The organism is Kaistella yonginensis (assembly GCF_030409525.1).
Lineage (GTDB): Bacteria > Bacteroidota > Bacteroidia > Flavobacteriales > Weeksellaceae > Kaistella > Kaistella yonginensis.
The window spans coordinates 156736-180289 of record NZ_JAUFQB010000010.1 but is presented as its reverse complement, the minus strand read 5'-3'; the positions used below and the strand labels follow the sequence as shown (position 1 = coordinate 180289).

Below are 23554 nucleotides of genomic sequence, written 5' to 3'. Positions count from 1 at the left end.
ATTTCTATATTTGTTCGTCAAGCTGCTCGCTTGTTTTACCGAATCTTCTTTCTTTGGCTTGGTAATCGTAAATGCATTTGAAGAAATCTTCTTGCCCAAAATCTGGCCATAAGATATCTAAAAACTGTAATTCTGAATAGGCAATTTGCCAAAGCAGAAAATTACTGATTCTCACTTCACCACTTGTTCTAATCAACAAATCCACTGGTGGAAAATCTTTGGTATACAAATGATCTTCAAAAAGCTCTTCTGTAATATCTTCTTCTGTTAATTCTCCATTTTTCACTTTGGTGCTGATTTGCTTTACGGCACTCAAAATTTCTTTCTGAGAACCATAACTCAGCGCCAAAACAAGGTTTCCCTTATCATTGTTCTTGGTTATTTCTACCAGTTGCATCAATTGTTCCTGAACCAAGGTTGGTAGTTTTTCAATATCGCCAATGATATGCATTCTCAAGCCTTTGCTGAAAATGTCTTCAGCTTCTAAAAGCAGTGTTTCTGATATTAAACCCATCAGCGTACTTACCTCTTCATCTGGTCTATTCCAGTTCTCTGAAGAAAAAGTATAAAGGGTGAGATAAGGGATGTGAATTTCGTTACAAGCATTCACTGCATTTCTCACAGCTTGAATGGCGTGTTTATGCCCAAAGGTCCTTTCTTTACCACGGGATTTCGCCCACCTTCCATTCCCATCCATAATGATGGCAACATGTTTTGGAAGATAATCCAAATTTAATTTTTCTTTTATCGACTGCATTTTTTTACTCACAATAACATGGTGGTCTTCCGAAGGAATAGCTTAAACCTATTGAGACTGTATTGACCCAATCTTTGGAATTGATGTTCCCTACTTGTCTATCTTTAAGCAATTCTGCTACTTTCGCTTCTGCTATTTCTTTATAAGGGCTTTCTTGCAAGAGGGATTTGTTATTGCTTCCCGCTGCTAAAATATCTTTGTTATAGGTCACTTTTACGCTTTTATCATCAACCATACTGTAGTCAATTGAATCTGAAAAGGTTGGTCTGAACATGAATTCACCAAACAAGGCCCAGTTATAATTAAATTTATATTTCAACCCTATTCCAAAAGGAATTGCCATGGTTAATTTTTTGGATGAGGTGTAGGTTGTTCTTGTTTCAAAATCATTTACATTCGTCGGTGCCAGAGCTGTTCCACCGGCATCACGTCTAAAATCATTTTCTACAGTGAGCTGTGGTGTGCTTGCCAGAATTGCGCCTACTCCACCAAAAATATAAGGACTTACTAAGCTTTTCTGCTCATCATTGACCGGAAAAAAATTGTACTCGAAAATTAAATCTGCTTCTACCACAGAATTTGTTCCCCATAGCTTTCTGTTTCTACGGTATTGTTCTTTCGCATAGGCATCAATAAACTGAATATGGTTATAGCCCAAATTTAACCTTACTGTTTGATAAGGGTTAAAATTCATTCGGTATAAAATACTACCGTAAAATGGGATTCCGTAATCAGCAATATTATCCAATACAGGTTTCTGTAAAACATAATTGGTTCTGCCGATATCCCCCACCAAATTACTCATGCCCAATTGAACTCCTATTTCGTGTCGCTGACCTTTATAGCCAACGGAAATAAAAAACAGTGCAATAAGCGTGTAGATTAATTTTTTTTGCATGAATGACTGTACATCAATTTTCATAAATAATTTTGCAAATATAAAACAATTTTACCGTAAGGAAATTCTTAATTTTTAGTTAAATAACCTCAAAAAAGCATAATTTATTGCTTTGAAAACGACGAATTATGTTTTTCAGAAATTAAACCCTTCAGCAGGAAGGTTTTTAAAATTTAATCTTTCCCCATAATTTTTCTGATTTTATTTCTAATTTTAATAAGAGTTGGTTCTTTATAATAGGCATCTTCTTCAAAATAGCCATAGCCATAGCCATAGCCATAGCCATAACCGTAGCCATATCCATAACCTTGATCTACTTGGTAATCGTTATATATTAAACCTAGGTTTTGTACTTCATGATTATGATACTTTTCGGTAATCATTTTCAGCATGTGTTTTTCTGTATATTCATGTCTTACCACATACACACTCGCATCGGCATAGGTCATCAATTCAAACGAATCAGCCACTAAGCCTACTGGTGGTGAATCGATAATGATAAAATCGTATTGGCTTTTTAATTCTTTTATAAAATTAATATTGCGCTCGCTCATTAAAAGTTCGGAAGGGTTGGGCGGGATTGGACCAGATGTTGCCACATCTAAATCCGGAATTGTTGTTTTATTAATGATTTTATCGATTTCTACTTCGCCAGTCAAATAGTTAGAAATTCCATATTGATTATTAATTTTAAAGTCTCCAAAAATCTTTGGTTTTCTAAGATCCATTCCCAGCAAAATTGTTTTTTTCCCACTGAGTCCTAGAACAGAAGCAATATTAATAGAAACATAGGTTTTTCCTTCGCCGCCGATGGAGGAGGTTACGAGAATCACTTTGGATTGGTTATCTTCTTTGTGCAAAAACCTTAGATTGGCCCGTATTCCCCGGAATGCTTCGGAAATAGATGATCTTGGCTGTTCTAAAACGGTTAAATTATTTTCGTGGCTGCTTTTTCCAATCACACCTAATAATGGAATTTTGGTGGCCTGCACCATTTCTTTAATATTTCTAATTCTGCTATCGAGCATTTGGCCAATGGTGATCAGAATTAAAGGTAAAAGCAGCAATCCGCCAATGATGGTATATTTGGTTTTTGTGATATTGGGTGCAATAGGTCCTTGGCCGAGATTTTTCGCAGGATCAATAACATTAATATCAGATTTATTGGTTGCTACTCTAATTTGCGTTTCATTTTGTTTGGCAAGTAAGGTATTGTAAGTGGCTTCGATCATATTGTAACCTCTCTCTGCGTCGATGTACCGGCGTTCTTTTTCCGGATAGGTAACCAAATCAACATTGGCTCTTGCGATTTCTCGATCAATTTTCGAGATTTCATTAAGGTAGGTGTTGTAATAATTACGTAACGAGCCTGTAGAGTTGGTTCTTGCTTCATTAATCAAACGATTGATTTCGCGCATTGGCTCAGAACTTGGCGTATAAACAAGTGCAAGTTCGCGTCTTTTGGCGTACAATGCTTTGAGTTCAGAAACAGTCGCATTAAAAACACCATCTTCTACACCTGCGCTGTTGGTGCTGATCATGCGATCTAAATTCTGTGAAGCCAGCGTGTTTTTGATACTGTTTAAAGAATTGATTCGGGTTAGAAAATCTGCTTTTTTAGCATCTAATGTTTTTATATTTTCTAAAGATTTTTCGTCACGGTCTTTAATATTATAAAGACCTTCTGAAATTTTCATATGATTGAGAATTGCTGCGCTTGAATCTAATTTTTTTCGAATATTGGAAAGATTATCCAACAAATATTTTTCGGTATTTTTATCAACAACATTTCGATCAATTAATCTTTTTTTCTGAAGTTCATCCACTGAAATATTCAGAAAATTAACGGTACCATTTAGATTATAGCCTTTTTTGCTGATAATCATGATGGTATTAATCTCTTTATCAAAATCAACATCGATGGTGCTTACCAAACTATTCACGGTATTATTAACAGTGGCAAGTGTTACAACGATATTTTCAAATTTAATTTCACTGGGATTAGCGTTTTTCACTAATTTAAACTTTAAGTTGGGTGAAACGTACCACTCATTCAAAGAAATGATTTTGTTTTCTGTTCTTTTGTAGGGTGTTACTGTTTGAAATCCTTCTTTTTCATACGAATATAAAGAGGTCGACTCGCCTTCTTTTGGCAGAACTATTTCAAAGCGGTTGCCTCCTTTTGGGATAATGGTTATAGGGTAATCTACTTGTTGTAAAGATGATTTATCAACCTCTAAAAACACGGGTGAATCGAACTTATCGAGGTAGGTTTGCTTGATGAATCCTTTTGTGGCGTAATTCACATATAGATCCAATTGCTTTACCAAATATTCATTATGTGATCTTGAGAGCAACATTTTTTTCAAGTAAACGCCATCTTGATTCCCATTGTTTCCCCAGATAAAGTTGATGGATTGGTTTGGGGTAAAATAACTTGCAGTATTATTTGAAATGCTTAAAGAAAGGCTTGAGGCGTATATTCGCTGTGCATAGTATTTACTATACATCCAAGAAATGCCATAGCCCAATGCTGCCATTAGTAAAAACCAATACCAGTTTTTTACTATTTTTCTAAGGAAATGCTCAAAATCAAAGATTGCAAAGGAACCAATCTTATCTTGTGTGGTTGTTGTGTTTGTATTTTCTTTTCCCGGAATCATCTTAGAGTCTTGTTAAAATTAGATAAATCGTAATCGCGGTAGTAACAAGTGAAACTCCGGTAGTTAGTGTTTGTATCGGATCTTTTCCAAAACCATTGAGATTCTTTGATCGGGTGGTCAGAAAAATTTCGTCTCCATTTTGCACCCAATAATAAGGCGAGTTCATCACGTCTTCGCGGGTTAAATCTATTTTAGCTATTTTGATTCCTTCTGGTAGTTTTCTATGAATCACAATATTTGTTCGGTCAACAGTTCTGTTTAGTCCGCCATTAATTGCCAAGGCTTCTGTAATGGTCAATGTATTTTTGTGCGCTTTTTTTTCTCCACTAATCTCCACTGTTTCTACGTCTCCTAAAATATAGTAAGTGATCCCATCTATATTCAGTCGCACTTCCGATTTTCCTTCAACAAAGTTTTGGTTTACCTTCTGTTGAATTTCTTTTGTCATGTCCTCAACCGTTTTTCCTTCTGCTTTGATATATCCGATTCCGAAAACATTTACATCTCCGTTTGAATCTACCTTTAATCCATTAAAATAGATGGTTGTATTCCCACCTTGACCGCCACCTTGGTTGGTAACCGTTGCGCTCCCGCCAGAATTGCCAGTCGATTGGGTTGCATTTAATGTAGAATAAAACTGTGCGGCATCACCTTGTGGGGTGGTTACAATGTTGAGCGTTAAAATATCGTTTTTAGTAATCCTGTAAATAGGAACGTTATAGGGAACCAAACCTTCTTCATTAATCACCAAACTTTCGTTAGGTTGCATGTATCGTACATCTTTAGAAGTGATGCAGGAGAAAAGAAAGAAAGGAAGAGTGAGGAATAAAGCTTTTTTTAATGTTTTCATCAGAAGTATTATGGTTTTGCAAAAATAACAAATTATTAATTGGTTTTATTTCTGGTGTATAAAATAAAACGAGGGATATAAGCGCCAATAAATCCTAAGGTTAATACCAGCAGCAGTAAATAGTTCACATTGATATGCCTATAAAAATACGCAACTGCGACTACAAGCAAATAATAGCACAGAATATACACCGAAGACCTTCTATGGGTAAGTCCTAAATCTAAAAGTGAATGATGAATGTGGTTTTTATCTGCGGCAAATATGGATTCCCCTTTAAATAAACGGATCATAACTACATTTAAGGTGTCTACAATAGGGAGAATTAAAATAGCAACAGTGACTGCTGGGGCAGTTTGCAGATAGTATCGCGGAACTTCTGGCAACTGTTTATCAATGAAAATATCAATAAAACAAATCGCAGTGAAAGCCAGTAAAAAACCTAAAATCATGGAGCCCGTATCTCCCATGAAAACTTTATTATTTCTGTAGTGGGATAAATTATAATACAAAAATCCGATCACAGAACCAATAATTACTGCGGACAAAACGACCAACGGATAATTATATTCACCTAAACGGAAATAACTGATTCCAAATAAAGCACTGCAAATTATAGAATATCCGCCAGATAAACCATCAATACCATCAATTAAATTAAAGGCGTTTATTAAAACAATAAAGGTAAACATGCTAAAAATAACACTGAACGTATAGCTGAGTTCATAAATCCCAAATACCCCGAAGAAACTTCTAATTCTAACATCAGATCCAAGAACCATAAGGGCGGTAACCATGATTTGCGCCAAGAGTTTTTTGTATGCACGCATGACCACAATATCGTCCATCACACCGATATAAAGTAAAATCACCAAAGAAGCAAATAAGAATTTATAGAGTTCAAATAATTCAAATGCAAATATTGAGGCGCATACTGCCAAAGAATAAAATATAGCAATACCACCCAGATTAGGTATTTTACGAAGGTGCGAGCTTCTGGTCCCAGGTTCATCCATCAGGTTTTTTCTTCGAGAAATTTTGACGATTGTAGGGATTGAAAAAAAAGTTAGGGCAAAAGAAAACATCATGCCTAGTACTAACTTTGCATAGAAAAGGGAAATTCCCAGGTTCTCCAGTAAATCTTTTATTAGTTCATTCATCGTATTTACCAAAGTGCGTTTGTATATCGTTCTATTGAAAAGCCACCCTTATGCCCATTTCCTTTGCCAAAATAAAAAAACATCGCTACAAAATAAGTCATAAATCCTAAATATAAAATTTGTCGGCCTCGTCCTTTAACCGCATAAACGATACTGGTCATACAAAACATGGTTACAAAAAACATATAGGCACCCGGAAGCCGTACGGCAAAAATTTCATTCGACCGAAAAAAATAAAACAGCGCGAGACCAAAAACCGCTAAATTTCTCATGTATTCATACCACCAAACCTCATCACAGGCTTCTTCGTCATATTTAATAAGGATCCCGATAAAAAATAATTTTACAATATCGTTCAACCCTGTTTCTACATTTGTCCCATAATAGCGATCATCGAGATATCCTGTGTAGGCTCCAGAAAGGTCATCTGGTGCGATGGCTCCAAAAATCCCACCTCCTAATCGATACAATTCAAACGGTGATGATAAGAGGGCGATCACCAAAACCCAAAATATTCTTTTGCTATTCATGGGTATTTTCACAAGCCAATATGCAGGTACAAAAACGATTGATGTTTTGTGAAATCCTAAGGCAATATACATGCATAGAAGAAACATCATTAAGTTACGTTCTTTGATGAATTTGAAGGAAGCCACACAAACCGCAATTCCTAAGCCTTGCCGCATCTGTCCAGAATCCTCAAAAAACATGATGGGCATAAAATAGAACATTAAGGCCAAGGTAGGAAACGCAACATTTTTATAAATGGTGGTGAACTTAAGGGTCACCGCAATAAGGGCCATGATAAAGGTCACAATATAAAAAGGCAGTCCGAAATCGAAGACCAGTTTATTGATGAGTACAAAAATCCACTCGATCTCTTCTGAATTGGGGCGAAAAAGTGCCTTGTCTAAAACATCGCCATAGGTGGTGTAAATCGCAAATCCTGAAAAAAGCATTTTGTACACAGGATAATCTGCACCAACATTAATCCGAAAGCCTACCGCAACAATAATCAAAATCCCTGCGACCCACACAAAAACACTCTGCTTTTTTTCTAACCTAAAAATCTCCCAATAACTCGCAAAGGCAAGAAAGAGAAAAATCAAGATAAAAATAGGGTGTAAAATTGGCATCAATAAAGTACTGTTTTTATATTAATTTCCGTACAAACGAATAGAGTCCTGTAAAATAAAGGAAATAAAATACTTTTTTCTTAAGTGGCAAAGATAAGAGATAATTCTTTTCAAAGCGTTGATAGGTAAATATTTCTCTTTTTGATAGGTGATGTTTTCTGCTAAAACTTTTCAGTGCATTACTCATTTCACCATACGACCGATCATCTTTTACAAAAGCCAAGTAAGCCAAGAAGGTATAAACTCCTTCCAGAATATTAAAATTTTTAAGCTCCTTATTTTTTGCAGCATACTGCGATTTTTCAAATGCTACATTTACTGCTTCCACTGCTTTCAAAATATCTAAACCGCTACGGTTATGTGTTTTCGTGATTGAATCTTTTCGTTCTAGATAATCGTAATGATAGCATTGGGTTTGTGCAATTGTTCTGCATTCCAGCAGCAATTGTGGAATCAACTGAATGTCCTCAAAATGAATGTTTTTTTTAAATCTTTTATTTTCGAAAAGCTCTTTTTTGAAAATTTTATTACATGCAAAATACGAAAGATCTGAAAAAACTGAAAAATGCGTTTCTAAGTCGATTTTCTCGGGCATATTTGGAATTTGCGTAAGTTTCTGCGTGATATTACCAAATTCATCTACTTTTTGTAGATTACAAACCACCATTTCGGCAGCATGATTTTTTGCTAACGCATACATTTCTTCAAACATGGTTACCGAAACCGAATCATCGCTATCTACAAATCCAATGAACTCGCCTTTTGCTCGGTCTAAACCAAAATTTCGCGCCTCACTTAAACCTCCATTTTCTTTGAAGAACGATTTAATTATTACAGGATATTGGTGCTGGTATTCATCAATAATGATTTGTGAATGATCTGGACTCCCATCATTAACTACTAAAATTTCGATGTCCTGCAAAGTTTGATGAACCAAAGAATCTAAACATTTTCTAAGGTATTTTTCAACTTGGTAAACGGGAACAATTATGGAAACTTTCGGCATCTTAGTTTGTGTTTTCTATCCGTTTTTTATAAAGATAATAATCTTTACCAATCGGTCTAATCTGGTAAATCCATTTTAAAAGCAAAGGTGCATGATCGTGAATTTTTGCAATTGGATAGTCCTTGACGAGTTGATAATCTTGCTCAAAATCTTTGCTGTCTTCTGGTTTTATCTTGTATAAACTGTTTGTATCACCCGGTTTTTTTGCAATGGTTAAAATATAATCAGGCTGAAATTGATGAACAGCATTGATCCACCAATATTTCTCATCCTTCCGCATTTCGTCATTAATGCGTTCATTTACCAAACCCACCTCATCATACGTGTAAAGCCTCGTATAAAAAGGAATTATCCCAGCGGGCTCCAGCAAAATAGATTGCTCAATACCCACGTTATCTTTATTGATATCTGCTGCGATGGTCATTCTTTGGCGCTCTTCCATATAACCAATTGTGTATGATTGTAGCATTTGAAAAAAATACAACCCTACACCTGCAATTGAGATTCCGGCAAACAACCATTTCTTCTTCCAAGTAGTGATGTTCAAAAAATAATATAAAGTCACCACAAACAAAAATGCCCGTGGAAGCCAATAATACCAATCAAAATAAGCTTTAAAAATTGAAAATATCGTAATTTTTGAAAGGGCAAATAGAAGAATCAAACCCAAAATAACTTTGGTTGTAGGTGTTCCTATTTTTTTATTCTTAATAATTTTGAAAATAGCATAACCTAAAAAACCTAGAAATACAACAAAAAGTAAAAACGTATAAATTGCATACTTCTTAATTAAACCGCCATAATAGGCCCATTGATAAAGAAAAAACTCAATGCTGTTATTCTGTGTAAGATTTTTATAGGCAATTTTTTTTGCTGTAATCGTATGGTTGACGATTTCACCAAAATAAAAATAATTAAAGCCTACCACAGTCACTACGCCAATAATCCCACCTAAAATATAGAGGTAATTGAATTTTCTCTTAAGATACCAATCGCCCAGAAAGAAAATTCCTAGAAAAATTACAGTATCCACTCTGGTCCAAAGTAAAAGTATAGGAAAAAGAAAATAGGCCCATTTTTTATTTTTAAAAAGACCAAAATAAATCAGACTATTATAGAGGAAAAACAAAATCCCATACTCCATTCCGAGGAAAGAAGCGGTTAAAGCGGGTGGTGTAATATTTAGCAAAAGAAAGAAAAACCCCCGCTTCAGCGTATCACCCGGAAAGAAAATCTGGGCCAACCACCAAGACCCCATTGCAAAAAGAATCCCACTGAAAATAAGCAGTGGATAAATAAATCCATCACCAAAAATGAGTTGGAAAAATGCGGTTACAAGAACATATAAATGTGTGGTAGAAGCCGAAATCCTTTCATCACCATTAAAACCAATAACGCCATATTGCACGAAATTTCTCGCAACACGCCAAGTAATAAAAGAATCCTCCTGAATGTTTTTGGTGAAAAACAAAGGGACTTTTACCAAAACAGCCAGTAGTATAAGCAGAAAAGGAGATGCGAAAATCTTTGATAGAACGGATTTCATCAGGGTGTTTAAGCGTCAAAAATAAGAATTTTAATTGAAGTAGAAGAATCGTAAAACCCACTAATTTTTTAGCAGTCGTGGGTTCAGCGCTCCTTTTTTTGCTGCTTCGTAATCGCTCAGCGAACACGGGATTAATTGCGACAGGTCTTCATCAGCTCCAAAATACCAAAGGTTCGTAAATCTTTCCCGCTGAAAAGCATATTTCTCTTCATCAATCATCAACCAATAGATCTCAAAAGATTTTTCGACGGGATGAGATTTCTGAATATTAATTCCTTCGATAAGATGCCAAATCATCTGCGCCATCAATTGGTGATTCAGAAAAGATTCAGAATTGGCATTAAAATTAAAAATCCCAACCGACTTCAACTTTTGACTCAACCCGATTTCTTTCATATAGGCACAAATCTCTCTTTTGTTTAAGCCATTGATTTGCGGATTGACTGAAAAACCATCGCCTATACTTTCTACCGCGTCACAATTTAAAGTGACCAGATCTGCTTGTCGGAAAAACGGTTCTGTTCTCTCAGTATTGTTCATTAAATCGGCCAGCCTTACCACATCAAATTCTACTTCTTTCATCAATTTCACCGAGTCCATTTCATTCAAATGTTTCTGATAACCGAGATGATGATAATGATTTAGGCTAAAAGTTTTGGAACCTAAAATTCTGGACAGAAAATTTTTCTCCGTGAGTTCTTCTCCTTCATTTACCAAAGAAATGAGATTAGAAATTTGGGTATAATTCGTGTTTTTTTGATGAAAATCTAAAGCTGAGAATAACGAGAAAGCCAAGTCATTACTGCCGCCAATTAGAACTGGTATGGCATTTTTATAATGACACATGGATAATACCTCTTGTAAAATATAATGAGTATCCTGATGAGACCTCCCTGAAATTAAATTTCCTAAATCACAAATCGGGACTTCGAAATCTAAATTTGACAATCGATAAAGTTCTTTTCTAACGTTTTTAAAGTCTAGAATTTCTGCCTCACCATTTTGTAGTCCACGGTAATCAGAGCAAAAGATGAGCGCAATTCCGTACTCTTGTATTTCATTAAAGATGCTATTTCCGATTTGCCATTTTTCTGTTTTTATGGGCCTTGGTGGCAGCAGAATGTCCTCGAGATTCATAGTAGGTAATATTGATTGTAGCAAAAGTAAAAAAAAAGCACCACCCATTGGCGATGCTTTAGTTTTTAAATCAGATAAATACTAGTCTTTGATTACTTTTTTAGTCAAAAAAGACTGATCTTTCATGATAATTTTAACAATATAGACTCCCTTTGTTAAGTTTCCTGCATTTACCGTCCCATTTTCTATATTTGATTTTAACACCAATTTTCCGCTTAAATCATACAATTCTACCGCTTGCGCATCTTTGCTTTTGATATTGAATTGGTTTTTAAAAGGATTAGGATAGAGATTGATTTCTTTATTTTTCGGGTCATTATTGGTTTGCGTTTCGGTTGAGCCTAAAACTACAGGATTTCCATTTATAATTGTTCCCAGCAATCTATTTTCATCTTTTGCGCATCTTACTGACATTCCCGCCTGCGGATAAACTGCGGTACCGGTTTGCATCTTGCTTCCTTGAAACTGCATCGCGAGGGCGTAGCCTGTGCCATAGTCTGCCATCGATGCGGTCCACACTCCTGATCTTTCAAACAAGACTTGGTTCTGACCCAGCTCGCCACGAATACCATCAGCTGGAAAGCTTCCGATTGGAAAGAGTGGATTTTCAAATTTCCAACCACTATTCCCTGCAACAGTTCCAGAATAGAAATTTGCTACATCATGCCATTGATTCTGTATAATCCCAACCTTACCGTAGGCATCATTTTGATACCCATTGTACCAAGGAGAACTCCCCTTTGAACCTGCATAGAGATTGGTAAATGTAACATCTGGGACACGCCAACCTTCAGGACAAGGATCAAACGGAGATTTTTTGTCTGCATGTCCCCATCTGTTATCAGCTTGAGCACGCTCGTTGGAAACCCAATCTCGCACTTTGGTTAAATCGTTAGAAAATGAATTACCACCGTCGTATATAGTACCTATACCAGCATGGTACAAAAACGACAAGGGGTTCCCTACCGAATAGCGCACATTTTCCTGCAATTTTTTATAGTTGGTTGCATTTTGAGAGCTGTAACTGGCATAATCCGTAGTGAAATTTAATCTATAGTCTTCTGCACCAACTGAAGTAAAGTTTAAATTGTTTTTACTAAAAAATTTGGTTGGATTTGCCGGGATGGGCTGATCTGAAAAAACATATATTACATCGGTATCTGGATTTGCAAATATAGGCAGCGGATCCTTTCTACCCCACTGATAATGAAGACCATTGGCTTTTCCGGAGGCCAAGGAATTGCTTACTGCACCAAGATTTCGATCCATAAAAGTAGTTTTGAGAGGAGGTAATTTACTTGCTGTTGGATTGATGAAATTATAAGAAACTGGGATAAGGTTTTCTGTTACATAGGTAACTTCATTGTCAGTTGGGTCACTTTCTGCCGCCCAAATATGCCAGCTCCAAAGCGCAGGAGAATTTGGATCTGTGTCATGAAGGGAGACCACTGCATTTCCTTTTATCAAAGGATTAACTACCACATTAATAGCGGAGTTTCTACCATCAATGAGATTAGGCTCAAGTACGACTGAGGTAATTAATTGAGGATCTGAAGTCCACAAAACTTTTGCTACCAAATTATCAGAAGGAAGCATGCCGTGATTAGAAAGAATTTGATTATAAACCGAAAAGGCTTTATTGACTGGTATTTTCACCAAAGTTTCATCGACAACGACATAAGAATTAGGGTTTTCTAGACCTACGGTATAATTTTCTTTTTCAGAAGTGAAATATTGGGTTGCAAAATCACCGATTAATAATAGGTTCGGATCCCGCATACATTTTACTGCGTTACCTGCTTTGGTCGGATTGGTTTGATTGTTAAAAATTGCATGAAGTCCTACATTCGTACTTGTTCTAAAAGGATCCGAAATCATTGAAAAAATACGAGCACCATCGTAAGCAAATGTTGAACTCCACAGTCCCCCATTTGCAGCATTATCCTCAAATGAAATTCCTGCTGGAGCATTCGGAGCGGAAGAGTTGGGATAGTAAACATAACCACCAGAAATAGCAAGTATCCCTAGGTTTCTACTCCCTCCTAGCACATTAGTAAAATCCATTCCTAATCCAGGATAAACTTTAATTCCATCAAGATTCGGATTTTGTGACTGAGGAAAAAGCTGTCGCAAAGTTGTACTACTATCATCGTTATTCCAATCTTGTTTACCGAAAAAAGCCAAATTATTATTTTGTGTTTCTCTTCCGTAATAAGAGGGAATTCGCCAGCCATTCGGGCAAGGATCAAGTTCTGATTTTAGCTCATAGGAGCGACTCTCTTTTTTTAGCGTTGCGTTGGAGCTGTTGCCATTGCTATGATAACCCTTGGCGTTATCTGACCATAAATCCCAAGCTACATAATCGGGACTGGCACCCGGAATTTTATACCTGCTGCTAGAAAACCAATTCCCTTGTACATCTGTATTGATAATATAAGTAATGGGATTTTTTACTGAATATTGAATGTTTTTCTCAATTTCATTAAAGGGTCTAATCTCAACAGGAATCGTATTAACAGGATCAATTTGTTTGTGTTTTAACACGCCGACTTCGCCAGAAATTTCATAGAAATAGGCATCTTTATACAACAACGGAGGAAAAGGGTCCTTTCGTCCCCATTCGTACATTAAGCCACCAGATTTTTGCCACTGATCGCCCAGAAAACTACTGGAAGTTGCACCAAGGTTACGGTCCATGTATTGAATATTGATGGGGCGTCCGGCAATATCGGTTTCTGTACCTTGCTGATAATATACTCCCTCTGCGGGATTATCAGTTACCCAAACATGCCAACTCCAATAGATGGTTTCATCAACTTTTAAAGCGACCACCGCATTTCCTTTGCCTCTTCCTCTATTAATTTCTACCTTAATTTTGGATTTAGAAGGATCAGCACCTGGCACAAGGCTGACCTTATCAATAAGCCCAGGTACATCTTCCCAATAAAGAGAAGCAGTTTGAACACCAGCTGGAATAGGATTTGGGAGACCATCTGATTTTAGATACTCGTATTCTGCCCACATTTTATAGGCTTTGGCAACGGGGATTTCTAACCCGCCATAATTGTTGGTTTGCGCGAGCCCAATATCGAAGATATAACTATTGGGAGCTTTGGCTTCATTTGAAGTTTGAGCGGAAAATAAATTAGCAAAAAAACAAAAAGCTAACAGTTGATTTTTAATCATTATCAAAAAATTATACAAATTAATACTGTAAATTTTTTAACATCTTTTGTGTGTTTAGTTTCTTTTAAATCAAATGTGTTTTGTGTTTGTTTTTTTCATTTTGTGTGAGACCAAATATATAAATATAATTCACACCTTATCAACATGTTATAGAAAAAAACAGGTGTTTAATATTGAATGTTTGGAAATATCCAATTTGTAAATTGGTAACAACCTGTAAATAAAGTCATAAGCAGTGCATCTTCCCCCTAAATACGATACAAAAAAATAGCTTAAAATTTATATGTTTAACGCATAAACGCCTAATTTTCTTAAAAAAGGCGGTAAAAACCGTAAAAATTACGACCCAAAACAAGTCGTTTTGAGCCAAAAAATCCATAAAAAAAATCCCGCCGATCAATCGATGAGATTTGTATAACAAGATGTAAATCAAAACGCTACTTCTTTTTAACTACTGATTTTTTAGTAGTGTTTTTTTTCACAGCAGGTTTTTTTGTTACTGCTTTTTTAGGTTTTTCTTTAAACGCATTTTTATCTTGCGCGGTAATCCATTTTTTAACTTCTTCTAAAGACACTTCTGCTAATTCTTCTGCCGTAAATTTTTCTTCTTTTTTATTTTTTGGAATTTTAAAAATGTTTTTACCCATTTTAACAATCGGTCCCCATCTTGCATTTTCTATGGAAATCTTTTCGTCTGTCCATTGTTGAATGTAACGGTTGGCTTCCTTTTCTAACTTTGCCTCTATCAATTCATTGATGTCGCTCTGGCTAAGGTTATCGAAATCGTAGCGTTTAGGCACATTAATAAACATGGATTGATATTTAATAAAAGGGCCAAATCGACCGGTACCTTTCGTAACCGGCTCTCCTTTGAAAGTCGCTATTGGCGCATCGGCAAGTTTCTTCTCTTTAATGATTTCCTCGGCTCTTTGCTGGTTAACAGAAAGGGCATCTTCCCCTTTAGGAATACTGATGAAAGCATCGCCCCACTTCACATAAGGACCAAATCTACCCACTCCAATGGTCACAGTTTGACCTTCAAAATCATTTAAGTCAAAAGGGATTTTGAACAATTCTAACGCTTCTTCTAAAGTAATGGTCGCAATATTTTGCGTCGGCATTAAACTTGCAAAAACGGGTTTTTCCTCATCGTCTTGTTCACCAATTTGAACCATGGGTCCAAATCTTCCAATTCTGGTCAACACGTTTTTTCCGGATTTAGGATCTACGCCCAAAATTCTTTGGCCACTGGCTCGGTCTGCGTTTTCTTCAACGTCGGCGATTCTCGGGTGAAAATCTTTATAAAAATCTTGTAAAACCACTTTCCATTTTTCTTCACCACTGGCAATATGGTCAAAATCTTGTTCTACTTTTGCGGTAAAGCCATAATCGAGGACTTCGGCGAAATTCTGGGTGAGGAAATCATTGACGACTTCACCAATATCAGTTGGGACAAACTTATTTTTATCACCACCAAACTTTTCGGTTAAAACTTCTTTTTTTAGATCTGTCTTCCCTAAAGTCATTTTCACGATTTCTCTTTCTTGCGGAAGAATTTCTTTCTTATCTACATATTCTCTGTTCTGAATCGTTTGAATGGTCGGCGCATACGTAGAAGGTCTCCCGATGCCGAGTTCCTCTAGTTTTTTTACCAAACCGGCTTCAGTATATCTTGCAGAAGGCCTTGAGAATTTCTCGGTCGCTTCTATTTTTTTATAATCCAATTCTTCACCAAGAGAAACTTTCGGCAACAACTTATCGTTGTTATCCTCCTCATCATCTTCGGCTTTCAGAATTCCGTAAGCTTTCAGAAAACCTTCGAAAATAATCACTTCGCCTTGTGCTTCAAAATGTTGTGGGAGTTTTGTATTCCCAATTTCAATGACCGTTTTCTCAATTTTAGCGTTCGCCATTTGGGAGGCTAAAGTTCTTTTATAAATCAATTGATACAACTTATTTAATTGTGCATCACCAATTGTTTTCACTGAAAAATCAGTCGGGCGAATTGCTTCGTGAGCTTCCTGTGCAGATGCAGACTTGGTGGTATAATTTCTGGGATTTGAATACGCCTCACCATATTCTGACAAAATTTGCGCTTTCGCTCCGTTAATGGCTTCCTGCGAAAGATTCACGGAATCGGTTCTCATATACGTAATAAACCCTTCTTCATATAAACGCTGCGCAACTCTCATGGTAGCGGTCACGCCATAACCTAATCTGTTACTGGCTTCCTGTTGTAAAGTTGAGGTTGTAAAAGGAGCCGAAGCGCTTCTGGTCCCTGGTTTTGTTTCTACATTTAAAACCTTGAAATCAGTTGCTTGGCATTGATTTAAAAAATCCTCCGCATCTTTTTCTTTGGCAAAATCTTTCTTCAGTTTTGCGCTAATTTCCTGCTTGTTATTATTAACGAATAATCCTTCTAATTTAAACGTGGATTTCGGTTGAAAACCTCTGATTTCAAGTTCCCGCTCTACGACCAAACGAACGGCTACAGATTGAACGCGTCCTGCGGATAGTCCGGTTTTTACTTTTTTCCAAAGAACTGGCGACATTTCAAAACCAACAATTCTATCGAGAATTCTACGGGCTTGTTGCGCATTGACTAAATTTTGGTCTATTGTTCTCGGATTTTCTATCGCTTTTAAAATGGCATTTTTGGTAATCTCGTGAAAGACAATCCTTCTGGTATTTTCTTCCTTCAATTTTAATTCTTGGGCCAAATGCCAAGCGATCGCTTCCCCTTCGCGATCCTCATCGGAAGCGAGCCAAACCATATCTGCTTTTTTAACTGCAGCTTTTAATTCGGCAACGAGTTTCTTCTTATCGGCAGAAACCTCATAGTCTGGGGTGAAGGTCTCCAGGTCGATTCCCATTCCTTTCTTTGGCAAATCTCGAATGTGTCCGAAACTCGATTTCACTTCGAAATCTTTGCCCAAATATTTCTGTATGGTTTTTGCTTTTGCAGGTGATTCTACGATCACTAAATTTTTTGACATCCCGGAAACTTTTTTGCAAAAGTAGAAGTTTTTTTTTAATACGACGTTTTTCTCTTTCATTTGACTGGTTTTAAAATAAAATTTAAACGGAACAAAACCCTTACATTTGCTCTGATAACAAACTACTTTTGAAAAAATTCATTCAAAACACCTTACAGAGTCAAAAAGTTTTCTACCGCTATTTTCGGCGAAAAGGGCTGAAAAGATTTTTTAAAGAAAATATTTTAGAAACCGATGGTAGCAACCATAGCAAAGCAAAATCAATTGCCTTGGGCGTGTTCATTGGTCTTTCTCCATTTTGGGGATTTCACTCTTTTTTAGCCATCACCTTATCGGTTTATTTTAAATTGAATAAAGTGTTGACTTTTATGACTTCGCAAATCACTTTTCCTCCTTTAATCCCCATGATTATATGGCTTTCGATGATTGTGGGCGCTCCGTTTGTAGGCCATACTTCTAATTTAGAAAACCAAAGTTTCGATTATGATTTTATCAAAAACAATATCACACAATATATAATAGGGAGCTTAATTTTATCAGTGAGCTGCGCTCTGTTAATGGGTTTTTTATCATATTTTATTCTAGAAAAATTCAGCCCTTCCAGAAAAAAGATGGTTAGGGATCATTGAAAGAAAAATCAATATAATTGATAATCACTAATTTAAAATAACATATTTTTGTGATAAACTTATTAGAATGTCCGAAATATTAAATGTAATCATTGAGCGAGACACTTATGAAAGCATCTTATATGCGGTATTGGGCGGACTACTATTGCTTTCGATTTATCACTTATCTCTTTTTTTTCAAAATCGAGATCAATCTTATTTACTATACAGTTCTTATACTTTTACTTCTTTTCTCGCTTATATGACTTTAGCAGAAAGTGGATTTCTATTTGACCTGTCCTATTTCTTCAATTTCAATTACCATTCTAAGGAGTTTTTTACCATCATTTTCAACGGTATTTATTTCTTATTTTTCGCGCAATTTTTAAACATCAAAGAAACCAACCAGACCTGGTATAAAATCATTGTTTTACCCATTTATTTTTTAATTAGTATTGCGGCAATCGGACTCGGAATTTTACAAATATGGAATATCGAAATTGTTTTTAATCGTTTCTACGACCTATTTCCGTATCTCATTACTGTTCAGACCATCATCTCGTTTTACATTCTAACAAAAGTTAAAAACAAACTCAAATACTATATTATTTTTGGGGGGATATTTCTATACATCTGCTCCATTTTGGGCGAGCAACCGGTAAGAGAGTCACCTTTTCTAAATATAAGTAGAAAGGCAGGCGATTTTATTTATTTCATCGGACTTATCGTAGAAAACATAGCGTTTTCCTTCGCTCTAGGTCGTAAACAAAGGATTACTTATCAGGAAAAAGTTTCTTTTAATAAAAATTTAATTGTAGAAATGCAGAAAAATGCAATCCTAAAAGATAAAATAAACTTACAAAATCAAAACAAGCTTTTGGTTGAAAATGAGCGAATAAAGTACCAACAAGAGATTTCTGATTTGAAACTTTCTATTTTGCAAAACCAAATGAATCCTCATTTTATCTTTAACGCTCTTAATTCTATTAAATTTTACATCCGAGAAAATGATTGTGAAAATGCGGTAAACTACCTCACTAAATTTTCAAAAATAATCCGGTCAATTCTTATTTCTTCAACCGTTAAAGATTTTACCTTAGAGGAAGAAATCCAAATAATCAAAGTGTATGTAGATCTTGAAAACCTACGGTTTAATAAAAAAATAGATTTCACAATATCCATTGATGAGCAGATCAATCCTGAGCAAATAAAACTTCCGCCAATGGTGATGCAGCCTTTCATAGAAAATGCGATTTTACATGGAGTAACTTTGGTCAACGAAAAGAAAATCAATCTACAAATTCATCAAAACTGCAATCATATAGAAATACGAATTAGCGACAATGGGGTGGGCAGAAAAGAAGCAGAACGAAATCGGGTTCGGCAGAAAAGTTTGAGCAATTCCCTAGGCACAAAAATCGCTGATGGAATGTTGAAAAACTATTTCGGCACTAACTCCTATAAAATCAAGTATCATGATTTGCACCAAAATGATAAACCCTGTGGAACCATGGTCGTTTTAGAAATTCCAATTCCCTAATCTTTAGCGTATTCAATACCTCATAATTCCCTGAAAATTCTTATATTCGCAAACTTAATTAATGAAGATAATTCTTATTGAACTGTTTGAAAATGAAGAAGTTTACCGAATATAAAAATCTCGATTTAACAACCATTGCCGAGAATATTACCCAATTTTGGGACGAGAACCAAACCTTTAAAAAATCCGTCGAAATGCGCGATGGCGAGCCGGAATATGTATTTTATGAAGGTCCTCCTTCTGCAAACGGGATGCCTGGGATTCACCACGTGATGGCGAGAGCGTTGAAAGATATTTTCTGTCGCTACCAAACCCAAAACGGGAAGCAGGTTTTCCGCAAAGCTGGCTGGGATACGCATGGTTTACCGATTGAGCTCGGTGTAGAAAAAGAATTGGGGATTACAAAAGAAGATATCGGTAAAACAATATCGGTTGAAGATTATAACCAAGCCTGTCGCAATGCGGTAATGCGCTATACCGATGTGTGGAATGACCTGACCGAAAAAATTGGATATTGGGTAGATTTAGAAGACCCTTATATCACGTACGAACCCAAATACATGGAAACCGTTTGGTGGCTTTTGAAGCAACTTTACGAGAAAGACCTGATGTACAAAGGTTACACGATTCAACCGTATTCTCCCGCAGCTGGAACCGGCCTTTCTTCTCACGAATTAAACCAGCCGGGAACCTATCGCGATGTTTCAGATACGACTGTGGTTGCACAGTTCAAAGTGAAGCGCGCTCCTGAAAATGCGAGCGAAACTTGGAAAAAATTATCGGCAATCGCTTATCCTGAATCAAATATTGACACTTCCGAAATCGCAGGAGTTTCTTGTGGTGGCGCCTTGCATTGGGAAGAATTTGAGGCTGAGCAACCTAAGGCGAATGTTTATTTTCTAGCGTGGACGACCACTCCTTGGACTTTACCTTCTAACACGGCTTTGGCAGTGGGAAGAGACATTGAATATATTTTGGTAAAAACCTTTAACCAATATACTTTTGAGCCGATTCATATTGTTTTGGCAAGGGTACTTTTACAAAAGAATTTTGGTAAAAAATATATTGAAGGAACAGAGGAGGATTTTAGCAATTATCGTTCAGAAAACAAAACAATTCCTTATCAAATTTTAAAAGAATTTACAGGTGCAGATTTAGCCGGAACCGAATATGAACAATTAGTTCCCTGGTTTTTACCTGCCGAAAATGCAGACAAAGCCTTCCGTGTGATTATCGGAGATTTTGTAACCACAGAAGATGGAACTGGAATCGTACACATCGCACCCACTTTCGGGGCTGATGATGCGCGTGTTGGAAAAGAAAACGGAATCCCACCCTTATTAATTAAAGATGAAAATGATAATCTCGTTCCCTTGGTTGATTTGCAGGGTCGTTTCTTAACAGGAGGCAACACCCCCGAATTATTTGGCGGCAAATACATTAAAAACGAATATTACGACGACGGAACTGCACCAGAAAAATCCTGGGATGTAGAACTCGCCATTCTTTTAAAAACAGAGAACAAAGCCTTTAAAGTAGAAAAATACGTGCACAGTTACCCGCATTGCTGGCGAACTGATAAGCCGGTTTTATATTATCCGCTGGATTCTTGGTTTGTAAAAATGACTGCGGTGAAAGACCGTTTGGTTGAATTAAATGAAACCATCAACTGGAAACCAAAATCTACGGGCGAAGGCCGTTTTGCCAACTGGCTGGTCAACGTAAATGATTGGAATCTCTCCCGTTCAAGATATTGGGGAATCCCATTACCAATATGGCGCACCGAAGATTTGAAAGAAGAAATCATCATCGGTTCTGTAGAAGAATTAATGATGGAGATGCAGAAATCAATGGACGCTGGTTTCATGACCGAAAATCCTTTTGCAGCGTTCGAAGTTGGAAATATGTCAAATGAAAATTATGCAAACATCGATTTGCATAAAAACATTGTAGATGAAATAATTTTGGTTTCAGCTTCTGGAAAACCGATGAGTCGCGAAACTGATTTGATTGATGTTTGGTTTGATTCTGGCTCAATGCCTTACGCACAGTTGCATTATCCTTTTGAAAACAAGGAAATGATCGATTCTCATAAAGCCTTTCCAGCAGATTTTATCGCAGAAGGAGTTGACCAAACAAGAGGTTGGTTTTATACTTTACACGCCATTGCAACGGCTGTTTTTGATTCAGTGGCCTACAAAAATGTAATGTCCAACGGTTTGGTTTTAGATAAAAACGGCCAAAAAATGTCGAAACGCTTGGGCAACGCCGTTGACCCATTTACCACCTTAGAAAAATACGGGCCCGATGCCACACGTTGGTATATGATTTCTAACGCAAATCCGTGGGAAAATTTGAAATTTGACTTGGAAGGAATTGATGAAGTTCGCAGGAAATTCTTCGGAACACTGTACAATACGTATTCTTTCTTTGCATTGTATGCAAATGTTGATGGTTTTACCTATGCTGAAAAAAACGTAGAAAACCGACCAGAAATCGACCGATGGATTTTATCTGAACTCAATTTACTCGTAAAAGAAGTTTCTGCTTTTTATCAAGATTACGAACCAACAAAAGTAGCGCGGGCCATTAATAATTTTGTCAATGACAACTTAAGCAACTGGTATGTAAGACTTTGTAGACGAAGATTTTGGAAAGGAGATTACTCTGAAGACAAAATTTCTGCCTACCAAACTTTATACACTTGTTTGGAAACAATCTCAAAAATTGCGGCTCCAATTGCGCCATTTTTCATGGATCAGCTCTATCAGGATTTGAATAAAGTAACGGGAAAAAACACCTTAGAATCAGTTCACTTAACCGATTTCCCAAGTTCAAATGAAGATCTAATCGATCAGGATTTGGTAGAAAAAACGCATCTTGCACAGCAAATTACATCGATGGTTTTTTCCCTAAGAAAGAAAGAAAACATTAAGGTAAGACAGCCACTGCAAAAAGTAATGATCCCGGTTTTGGATCAGAAAACAGAAGCGCAGATTTTAGCGGTTTCGGACTTGATAAAACAGGAAGTTAATGTAAAAGAATTACAGCTGATCAAGGCTGATGAAGCGGCAGACCTCATTGTGAAACAAATCAAACCTAACTTTAAAACTTTGGGTGCAAGACTTGGGAAAGACATGAAAACAGTTGCTGGAGAAATTACGACTTTTACGGCGGAGCAGATTTCAAGTTTAGAAAAAGAAGGACGCATGGAAATTCAAGGTTATGAAATTTCATTGGATGATGTAGAAATTTTCACCAAAGATATCCCAGGCTGGACGGTTACCAGTGAAGGAAAATTAACCGTAGCCTTAGATCTAACCCTAACTGATGAACTGAAAGCAGAAGGAATCGCACGGGAATTCATCAATCGGGTGCAGAATTTAAGAAAGGAAAAAGATTTCGACTTAACAGACAGAATAACAATCCGTTTAGAGGAAAATAGTCCTTTTGAAAAAGAAATTATCAATAATGAGACATATATTTCAACAGAAGTATTGTCAGATAGAATAGAAATTGTAATTTCACTCTCAAATTTTGACGAAATCGAGATTGATGATCTACAATTTAAGGTAGAAGTTAAAAAAAAATAAACACATCATAATGGCCAGTGAGGAACTGGTTTTTTAAAAATACAGCTATGGCAGAAGACAGACAAAGGTACGGTGACGCCGACTTACAAGAATTTAAAGAAGTTATTCAGGCAAAAATAGAAAAGGCGGAAAGAGATTTAATGTTGATTAGAGAAAGCTTCATCAATGACCAAAACAATGGCACTGATGACACCTCTCCGACTTTCAAAGCCTTTGAAGAAGGCGCTGAAACTTTAAGCAAAGAACAAAACGCAATTTTGGCAGGTCGACAAGAAAAATTTGTACGTGACTTAAAAAACGCTTTGATTCGCATTCAAAACAAAACCTATGGAATTTGTAGAGTGACCGGAAAATTAATCCCTAAGGAAAGATTGATGGCTGTTCCGCATGCAACTTTGAGCATCGAAGCCAAAAATATGCAACGATAAATTCATCGTATTCCACGAATAATGTACAAAGTGCGCTGTGTAATTTTACACAG

General features: G+C 36.4%; 15 protein-coding genes. 4 read left to right on the top strand and 11 right to left on the bottom strand.

Annotated features, from left to right (window positions below):
• Positions 1 to 4: 4 nt before the first annotated feature.
• The 11 genes from uppS to topA all read right to left on the bottom strand — a co-directional run bounded on the left by uppS (position 5) and on the right by topA (position 17332).
• Positions 5 to 757, bottom strand: coding sequence for an undecaprenyl pyrophosphate synthase (gene uppS, locus QWY78_RS04255; protein WP_290216926.1), 753 nt, complete (start codon positions 755 to 757; stop codon positions 5 to 7).
• Positions 758 to 761: 4 nt separating this feature from the next.
• Positions 762 to 1679 carry a type IX secretion system protein PorG gene (gene porG, locus QWY78_RS04250; RefSeq protein ID WP_290216924.1) on the bottom strand — a complete coding sequence of 306 codons (918 nt, stop codon included), beginning with the start codon at positions 1677 to 1679 and terminating at the stop codon, positions 762 to 764.
• Positions 1680 to 1828: 149 nt separating this feature from the next.
• A complete protein-coding gene (locus QWY78_RS04245) occupies positions 1829 to 4318 on the bottom strand; it encodes an exopolysaccharide transport family protein (protein ID WP_290216921.1) in 2490 nt (829 codons plus the stop codon).
• A 1-nt stretch (position 4319) separates the two neighbouring features.
• On the bottom strand, positions 4320 to 5168 hold the full coding sequence (locus QWY78_RS04240) for a polysaccharide biosynthesis/export family protein (protein WP_290216919.1): 849 nt from the start codon (positions 5166 to 5168) through the stop codon (positions 4320 to 4322).
• 35 nt (positions 5169 to 5203) lie between these two features.
• A complete protein-coding gene (locus QWY78_RS04235) occupies positions 5204 to 6325 on the bottom strand; it encodes a glycosyltransferase family 4 protein (RefSeq protein ID WP_290216917.1) in 1122 nt (373 codons plus the stop codon).
• A gap of 5 nt (positions 6326 to 6330) precedes the next feature.
• Entirely contained in the window at positions 6331 to 7461 is a 1131-nt protein-coding gene (locus tag QWY78_RS04230) for an EpsG family protein (protein ID WP_290216915.1), read from the bottom strand.
• Positions 7462 to 7477: 16 nt separating this feature from the next.
• Entirely contained in the window at positions 7478 to 8467 is a 990-nt protein-coding gene (locus QWY78_RS04225) for a glycosyltransferase family 2 protein (protein ID WP_290216914.1), read from the bottom strand.
• Position 8468: 1 nt separating this feature from the next.
• Positions 8469 to 10013, bottom strand: coding sequence for a DUF8728 domain-containing protein (locus tag QWY78_RS04220; protein WP_290216911.1), 1545 nt, complete (start codon positions 10011 to 10013; stop codon positions 8469 to 8471).
• 60 nt (positions 10014 to 10073) lie between these two features.
• Positions 10074 to 11150 (bottom strand): formimidoylglutamase, encoded by a 1077-nt coding sequence (locus tag QWY78_RS04215; protein ID WP_290216909.1) that lies wholly within the window; start codon positions 11148 to 11150, stop codon positions 10074 to 10076.
• A gap of 81 nt (positions 11151 to 11231) precedes the next feature.
• On the bottom strand, positions 11232 to 14336 hold the full coding sequence (locus tag QWY78_RS04210; RefSeq protein ID WP_290216907.1) for a T9SS type A sorting domain-containing protein: 3105 nt from the start codon (positions 14334 to 14336) through the stop codon (positions 11232 to 11234).
• Positions 14337 to 14773: 437 nt separating this feature from the next.
• The gene (gene topA / locus QWY78_RS04205) at positions 14774 to 17332 is read right to left on the bottom strand and encodes a type I DNA topoisomerase (protein ID WP_290216906.1); all 2559 of its coding nucleotides are present in this window, start codon (positions 17330 to 17332) and stop codon (positions 14774 to 14776) included.
• A 128-nt stretch (positions 17333 to 17460) separates the two neighbouring features.
• Between topA and QWY78_RS04200 the strand changes: the two genes are divergently transcribed.
• The 4 genes from QWY78_RS04200 to QWY78_RS04185 all read left to right on the top strand — a co-directional run bounded on the left by QWY78_RS04200 (position 17461) and on the right by QWY78_RS04185 (position 23501).
• Positions 17461 to 17961 (top strand): DUF2062 domain-containing protein, encoded by a 501-nt coding sequence (locus QWY78_RS04200; RefSeq protein WP_290216903.1) that lies wholly within the window; start codon positions 17461 to 17463, stop codon positions 17959 to 17961.
• A gap of 67 nt (positions 17962 to 18028) precedes the next feature.
• A complete protein-coding gene (locus QWY78_RS04195) occupies positions 18029 to 19480 on the top strand; it encodes a sensor histidine kinase (protein WP_290216901.1) in 1452 nt (483 codons plus the stop codon).
• Positions 19481 to 19572: 92 nt separating this feature from the next.
• Positions 19573 to 23073 carry an isoleucine--tRNA ligase gene (gene ileS, locus QWY78_RS04190; protein WP_290216899.1) on the top strand — a complete coding sequence of 1167 codons (3501 nt, stop codon included), beginning with the start codon at positions 19573 to 19575 and terminating at the stop codon, positions 23071 to 23073.
• 47 nt (positions 23074 to 23120) lie between these two features.
• Positions 23121 to 23501 carry a TraR/DksA family transcriptional regulator gene (locus QWY78_RS04185; RefSeq protein ID WP_290216898.1) on the top strand — a complete coding sequence of 127 codons (381 nt, stop codon included), beginning with the start codon at positions 23121 to 23123 and terminating at the stop codon, positions 23499 to 23501.
• The last annotated feature ends 53 nt before the right edge of the window (positions 23502 to 23554 follow it).